The organism is Streptomyces sp. NPDC058375 (genome assembly GCF_042723425.1).
In the GTDB taxonomy this organism is placed as follows: Bacteria; Actinomycetota; Actinomycetes; order Streptomycetales; family Streptomycetaceae; genus Streptomyces; species Streptomyces durocortorensis.
In genome coordinates, this window is the sequence record NZ_JBHXJG010000339.1 from 1 (window position 1) to 6,147 (window position 6,147).

The following is a 6,147-nucleotide window of genomic DNA, read 5'->3' on the forward strand; positions in this document are numbered from 1 at the left end:
GGGTCACCGCCGTACCGGGCGTCATCGCGCTCCGCCTCCCGTACCGGGCCCCGCTCAACCCCGGCAACCTCTTCGGTCACCTCGCCGCGACCGCCGTCCCCGGCGTCGAGGAGTGGCGCGACGGCGCGTACCGCCGCACTCTCACCCTCCCGTACGGGCACGGCGTCGTCGCCCTGACCTCGCAGCCCGACCACATCGCCTGCCGGCTCTCCCTGACCGACCCGCGCGACCTCACCCGGGCCATCAGCCGCTGCCGCTGGCTCCTCGACCTGGACGCGGACCCGGTCGCCGTCGACGCGCACCTGCGCACCGACCCGCTGCTGGCCCCGCTGGTCGACGCGGGCCCCGGCCGCCGGGTGCCCCGTACGGTGGACGGCGCTGAGTTCGCCGTACGCGCGGTGCTCGGCCAGCAGGTCTCCACCGCCGCCGCCCGCACCCACGCGGCCCGGCTGGTCACCGCCCACGGCGTTCCGGTCGACGACCCCGAGGGCGGGCTCACCCACCTCTTCCCGACCCCGCAGGCGCTGGCGGGCCTGGACCCGGAGGCGCTCGCGCTGCCGCGCACCCGTCGTACCACCCTCACCACGCTCGTCGCCGCCCTCGCGGAGGACCGACTGCGCCTCGGAACCGACACCGACTGGGAGCGGGCCCGCGCCGAACTGGCCGCGCTGCCCGGCTTAGGCCCCTGGACGGTCGAGTCCATCGCCATGCGGGCCCTCGGCGACCCCGACGCCTTCCTCCCCACCGACCTCGGCATCCGCCGCGCGGCCGAACGCCTCGGCCTCCCGGCCACCCCGGCCGCCCTCACCGCACGGGCCGCCGACTGGCGCCCCTGGCGCGCGTACGCCGTGCAGTACCTCTGGACGGTGGACGACCACCCCATCAACCACCTGCCCGCCTGAAGGAGATCCCCCATGACCCCTGTGCCTTCCATGACCGGCGTGACCGGCATGGTCGCGGCCAAGCAGCAGACCGTCGTCGACAGCCCCTACGGACCGCTGACGCTCGTCGCCACCGACGGCGTCCTCTCCGCCCTCTACATGACCGACCAGCGCCACCGCCCACCCCAGGAGACCTTCGGCGTCCCCGATCCGGAGCCGTTCGGCGAGGTGATCGAGCAGCTCGGCGCCTACTTCGCCGGGGACCGCATCGCCTTCGACCTGCCGCTGGACCTCGCGGGCACCCCGTTCCAGCGGAGCGTCTGGGCGGAGCTGCTGAAGATCCCGTACGGCGAGACCCGTACGTACGGCGAACTGGCCGAGGAGCTCGGCAAGCCGGGCGCCTCCCGGGCGGTCGGGCTGGCCAACGGCAGGAACCCGGTCGGGATCATCGTCCCGTGCCACCGGGTGATCGGTGCCTCCGGGGGCCTGACCGGATACGGCGGCGGCCTGGACCGCAAGCAGCGGCTGCTGGCGTTCGAGAGCGGTGGGGCGCGGGGCGGGGCCCAAGCGCTCTTCTGAGACGGGGCGGCCCGGGGGAGTACCGAAGCCGGTACGCCCCCGGGCCCGCGCCGACCCGCGTCGAGCCGGTCCTCAGCCGGTGAAGATCTCCACGGCCGTCCAGACGGCGAGGCCCAGCATGCAGATCCCACCGATGCGCTGCACGGTCTTCAGCGGTACGCGCTTCGCGATGAACTTCCCCGCCAGCAGCGCCAGGGCCGACACCGACATCAGGGCTGCGGCCGAACCGATCGCCGTGGACCAGGTGCCGTTGCTCGCCGCCAGGTTGGCGGTGGTGATCTGCGTCAGGTCGCCCCACTCGCTGATGAAGACCGCCATGAACGCGGTCGAGTAGACCGGCCAGAAGCCGGTCACCGTCTTCACCTCGGCCTCATCATCGTCGTCCCCGCCGCTGCCGCGCAGCAGGAGGAACGCGCCGAGGGCGAAGAGCGAGGCCGATACGAGCTTGACGACCCAGTCGGGCAGCAGCCCGATGAGGCTGCCCGCGCCGACGGCGATGGCGACGTGCACGATGAACGAGGACGAGGTGCCGAACCACACGTAGAGCGGGCGCATCCGCGTGCCCATGGCGAGCGAAGCGAACATCGTCTTGTCGGGGAGCTCCGCGAGGAAGATCAGCCCGAAGGCGGTGATGATCGCCAGAGGGTCGAGGTGCATTCCGGGTGGCTTTCTGTGCGAGCCGGGCCCCGGATCTTCGCGAAGCGCCGCACGGGCTTTTCGGAGGACCACTCGGCCCGGCATGACGGCAGCGCCCACAGGGCGTGGGCGTGTCATACAGGACCGAAGGTCTCGCCCGCCCACGAAACCCTTCTCAGGATCCACGAGCCCGGCCACCGGGAACCCGAGGGCTCCAGTGTGTCGACGACCGGTTTGCGGGGCTACTCCCCTTCGCAGCCGTCAACGATACCGCACCCGGTCCGGCGAGGGGCCCGGTGTTCGAGTCGTGGACGCCTCGGTAGAGTCGTGGTGATCACCCGGACCGGCGGTGGTCCCCACTCCTCACCACCCCTCCCACCACGACGGGAAGTGCCCCGATGAGCCGCCGTTCCCGCAAGGACGTGCCCGCCCAGGGCGCCGGCCGCCCCACCGTCAGCGTCTGCCGGGGCTGCTGCTGCGGCACCGAGAAGATCCCGGGCGTCGACCACGCCGCCCAGCTGGCCCGGCTGCGCTCCGGTCTCGACGGCGCCGCCACCGTACGGGCGGTCGAGTGCCTGGACGCCTGCGAGCAGGGCAACGTGATCGTCGTCCAGCCCTCCGCCGAGGGGCGCAGGGCCGGGGGACGGCCGGTCTGGCTGGGCCTGGTCAACGACGAGCACGCCGAGCAGGACATCGTGACCTGGGCGGCGGCCGGCGGCCCGGGGCTCGCGGAAGCCCCGGACATCCTCGACCTGTACGTCTTCAAGCCCTCGCGCCGGGTCTCGGCGGGCCTGGACGGCTGAGAGCCCGCACCGCCGGGGCTCCCTCACAGGCCCTGCGTCAGCCGATGCAGCCGCAGGGCCAGCTGGACCTCCAGCGTGCGGGCGGGCGAGTTCCAGTCCGGGCCGAGGAGCCGGCCGATGCGCTCCAGCCGCTGCACCACCGTGTTCACATGGACGTGGAGCGACGGCTTGGTCCTCGCCTGCGCGGCCGCTCCCGGTGCGTCGGACGGCGTGACCAGGACGACGTGGTCGTGGTGGAGTCCGGCCAGCCCGTTGAGGGCCTGCGCGCTGCGGGCGGTCGCGGCCAGCAGCCGGTGGCGGGGGGCCACATCGCTGTGCGCGACGAACACACTGTGGCGACGGTTCAGAATGACGCCGAGCCGGCGGGCACGCGCGGCGAGGGTGCCCGGGTCGCCGGTGCGCGCGAGCAGGTCGCCCAGCAGCTCTCCCCGTACCCGGTCCTCCGTCTCGGCCCGCACCGGACCGGAACGGGAACGGCCTTGCGCCGCGCCTACCGTACGGCGACGTAGTCCCCGGTCGACGACCTCGCGCCGGAGGTGGTGTTGCCGTGGTACGTCCACCGCCACGTGCCCGGCCCGGTCGCCTTCACCGTGGTCCTGAGGTCCCCCGACTTCCCCGACGTCGCCTTCTTGACCGTCTTGTACGAGGAGGACCCGGCCGCCTTGAACTGCAGGCTCACCGAGCGGCCGGCGTACCCCTGGTAGGTGTGGGTGTCCCAGTTCGCCCGGGTCACCTTGCCGGTCACGGTGATCGTCTTCCACTTCGCGACCGGCTCGGGCGAGGCGTTGACCGTGACCCGGGTGGCCCGCTGGACCCACAACGGGAGGTTCTCGTCGTCGATGTCGTAGGCGTCGCCCGCGAGGTGGACCCGGGCGGCGGTCTTCCAGGCTCCGGCGTCCTCGTTCCCGAAGTCGAGGTGCCGGGGGTCGATGTACAGCCGCTGCTCGAAGTCGCAGATGCCCTTCGCCTTGTCCACCACCTTGCAGTCGCTGCCCTCGATGGCGTTCCACAGCTCGTCCCCGTAGCCGGGCTTGCCGCGGTAGGGGAACGCCGTCGGGCCGTAGTCGTACTTCAGCTTGGTGGTCATCCGGAAGGTCCCGGGCACCGCGACCTCCTCCTTGACCCCGACCACGATCGGCTTCCCGCCGTTCATCGTGACCCGGCTGAAGGCGACCCCTCCCTCCGCCGCCCCGGCCGGCACCGCCGCCGCCCCGGTGAACACGGCAGCGGCCCCACCGGCCACCACCGCTCGCCAGATCGTCTTCTTCACGTGCGATCCGTCCCTCTTCTCCGCCGCCGGGGCCGGGCACGCGGGTGCGCCGGCCCGAGGTGTGTCCTCACGGCTGATCAGGAGACCGGGGAGGGCGGTGCGCGGTTGTACGTCGGGCGGCAACGATTCGATCACCTGCCGCCGGACCGCCCGGCCCGCTGCCGGGAAATTCTCCTACGCGACCGGCTCGCCGTCCTCCAGCTCCACCGGGCCGCCGCCCGTCGCCAGGACCTCCAGCGCCGCCCGCACCCGGCCGCCGAGCGTGCCCAGCAGGTAGTCGTCCAGCTCGGCGGGGGCCACCAGCCGCCAGGACAGCAGCTCCTCCTCCTGGAGCCGGATCGCCGCCAGCCGGTCGGCGGTGAGGACCCCGCCGTCGTACACGTACGCCACGATCGGCGGCCGGCCCACGCCCCGCACCCAGTCCACGGCCAGCAGGCGTCCCGGGGCCACGTCGAGCCCGATCTCCTCCGCCGTCTCGCGCCGGGCGCCCTGCCGGGGGCCCTCTCCCGTCTCCGACTCGACCGTCCCGCCGGGCAGCGCCCAGCCCTTGCGGTAGTTCGGCTCGACGAGCAGGACCCGGCCGTCCGCGTCGCGGAAGAGCGAGGCCGCGCCGGCGAGGACCCGGGGGAGGCCGGCGATGTACGCGGCGTAGTCGGCGTCGGGAGTCGTCACGGCCGCCAGCGTAGTGGGGGAGCGGGGCAGCGGGGGCGGTTCCGGACGGCCATGGGCAGATCAGGGGTCGTGCGGATAGGGTCGGGGCGGCGCGACTGCCTGTTCGAAAGCAAGGGATGCAAGGTGACGGACGGAGCAGATGTGGAGACCGCCCGCGTGCTCGTGGCGGCGGACAAGTTCAAGGGCTCGCTCACGGCCGTACAGGTCGCGGAGCGGGTGACGGCCGGACTGCGGCGCGTCGTCCCCGGCCTGGCGGTGGAGACCCTGCCGGTCGCGGACGGCGGCGACGGTACGGTCGCGGCGGCGGTGGCCGCCGGATTCGAGCGCCGCGAGGCGCGGGTGACCGGCCCCCTCGGGGATCCGGTGACGGCGGCGTACGCGCTGCGCGATGCCACCGCCGTGGTGGAGATGGCCGAGGCCTCGGGCCTCCAGCACCTGCCCGACGGGGTGTTCGCCCCGCTCACGGCCACCACGTACGGCTCGGGCGAACTGCTGAAGGCGGCCCTGGAGGCGGGGGCGACGACGATCGTCTTCGGGGTCGGCGGCAGCGCCACCACCGACGGCGGCGCGGGCATGCTCGCCGCCCTCGGCGCCCGCTTCCTGGACGCGGACGGCAAGCCCGTCGGACCCGGCGGCGGCCCCCTCGCGGAGCTGGCCGAGGCCGACCTCTCCGGGCTCGACCCGCGCCTGGCGGACATCGACCTGATCCTGGCCAGCGACGTCGACAACCCGCTGACCGGGCCCAAGGGCGCCCCCGAGGTGTACGGCCGGCAGAAGGGCGCGAGCGAGGAGGACATCGCGGTCCTCGACGCGGCCCTCACGCACTACGCCTCGATCCTCGGCCCCGACACGGCGGCGCTGCCCGGCGCGGGCGCGGCCGGAGGCATCGGCTACGGGGCGCTCGTCGCCCTCGGCGCCCGCTTCCGCCCCGGCATCGAGGTCATGCTCGACGTCCTCGGCTTCGCCCCCGCGCTCGCCCGCGCCACGCTCGTGGTCACCGGCGAGGGTTCGCTCGACGAGCAGACCCTGCACGGCAAGGCCCCGGCCGGGGTCGCCGCCGCCGCCCGTGCGGCCGGCATCGAGGTCGTCGCGGTCTGCGGCCGCCTCGCCCTCCCCCCGGAGGCCCTGGAGAAGGCGGGCATCCGCCGCGCCTACGCCCTGGCCGACCTGGAACCGGACCCGGCGGTCTCGATGGCCCAGGCCGGACCGCTGCTGGAGCGGGCGGCGGAGTCGATCGCCCGGGACTTCCTGGCGGGCTGACGTCGGTACGTCCCCGAGGGGGTGCCGGCCCGGGCGGGGCCCGGGC

Annotated in this window: 7 protein-coding genes and 1 pseudogene; 4 read left to right on the forward strand and 4 right to left on the reverse strand. The window is 74.1% G+C overall.

The annotated features are described in order from the left end of the window. On the forward strand, window positions 1-902 hold a 902-nt coding region (locus ACFWM7_RS32580; RefSeq protein WP_383267651.1), incomplete at its 5' end, for a DNA-3-methyladenine glycosylase family protein. Between the two features lie 30 nt (window positions 903-932). Then, window positions 933-1,460 carry a methylated-DNA--[protein]-cysteine S-methyltransferase gene (locus tag ACFWM7_RS32585; protein ID WP_383267663.1) on the forward strand — a complete coding sequence of 176 codons (528 nt, stop codon included), beginning with the start codon at window positions 933-935 and terminating at the stop codon, window positions 1,458-1,460. A gap of 72 nt (window positions 1,461-1,532) precedes the next feature. Here ACFWM7_RS32585 and ACFWM7_RS32590 read toward each other — a convergent pair whose 3' ends face one another. Further along, window positions 1,533-2,117: a TMEM165/GDT1 family protein gene (locus ACFWM7_RS32590; protein ID WP_383267653.1), complete on the reverse strand. Its 585-nt coding sequence runs from the start codon at window positions 2,115-2,117 to the stop codon at window positions 1,533-1,535. 377 nt (window positions 2,118-2,494) lie between these two features. Between ACFWM7_RS32590 and ACFWM7_RS32595 the strand changes: the two genes are divergently transcribed. Then, window positions 2,495-2,899 carry a (2Fe-2S) ferredoxin domain-containing protein gene (locus tag ACFWM7_RS32595; RefSeq protein WP_383267655.1) on the forward strand — a complete coding sequence of 135 codons (405 nt, stop codon included), beginning with the start codon at window positions 2,495-2,497 and terminating at the stop codon, window positions 2,897-2,899. 23 nt (window positions 2,900-2,922) lie between these two features. Here the strand turns inward: ACFWM7_RS32595 and ACFWM7_RS32600 are convergent. The 3 genes and pseudogenes from ACFWM7_RS32600 to ACFWM7_RS32610 all read right to left on the reverse strand — a co-directional run. Further along, window positions 2,923-3,351: pseudogene (locus tag ACFWM7_RS32600) on the reverse strand (helix-turn-helix domain-containing protein); the annotation flags it as partial. A gap of 38 nt (window positions 3,352-3,389) precedes the next feature. Then, a complete protein-coding gene (locus tag ACFWM7_RS32605) occupies window positions 3,390-4,169 on the reverse strand; it encodes a hypothetical protein (protein ID WP_383267657.1) in 780 nt (259 codons plus the stop codon). A gap of 174 nt (window positions 4,170-4,343) precedes the next feature. After that, a complete protein-coding gene (locus tag ACFWM7_RS32610; protein WP_383267660.1) occupies window positions 4,344-4,841 on the reverse strand; it encodes an NUDIX domain-containing protein in 498 nt (165 codons plus the stop codon). A gap of 141 nt (window positions 4,842-4,982) precedes the next feature. Here ACFWM7_RS32610 and ACFWM7_RS32615 point away from each other — a divergent pair, with 141 nt between their 5' ends. Next, the gene (locus tag ACFWM7_RS32615) at window positions 4,983-6,101 is read left to right on the forward strand and encodes a glycerate kinase (protein WP_383267666.1); all 1,119 of its coding nucleotides are present in this window, start codon (window positions 4,983-4,985) and stop codon (window positions 6,099-6,101) included. The last annotated feature ends 46 nt before the right edge of the window (window positions 6,102-6,147 follow it).

Coding starts and splice junctions, on each gene's coding strand:
- ACFWM7_RS32590 (WP_383267653.1), bottom strand. CDS start 2,117: ATGCACCTCGACCCTCTGGCGATCATCACCGCCTTCGGGCTGATCTTC.
- ACFWM7_RS32585 (WP_383267663.1), top strand. CDS start 933: ATGACCGGCGTGACCGGCATGGTCGCGGCCAAGCAGCAGACCGTCGTC.
- ACFWM7_RS32595 (WP_383267655.1), top strand. CDS start 2,495: ATGAGCCGCCGTTCCCGCAAGGACGTGCCCGCCCAGGGCGCCGGCCGC.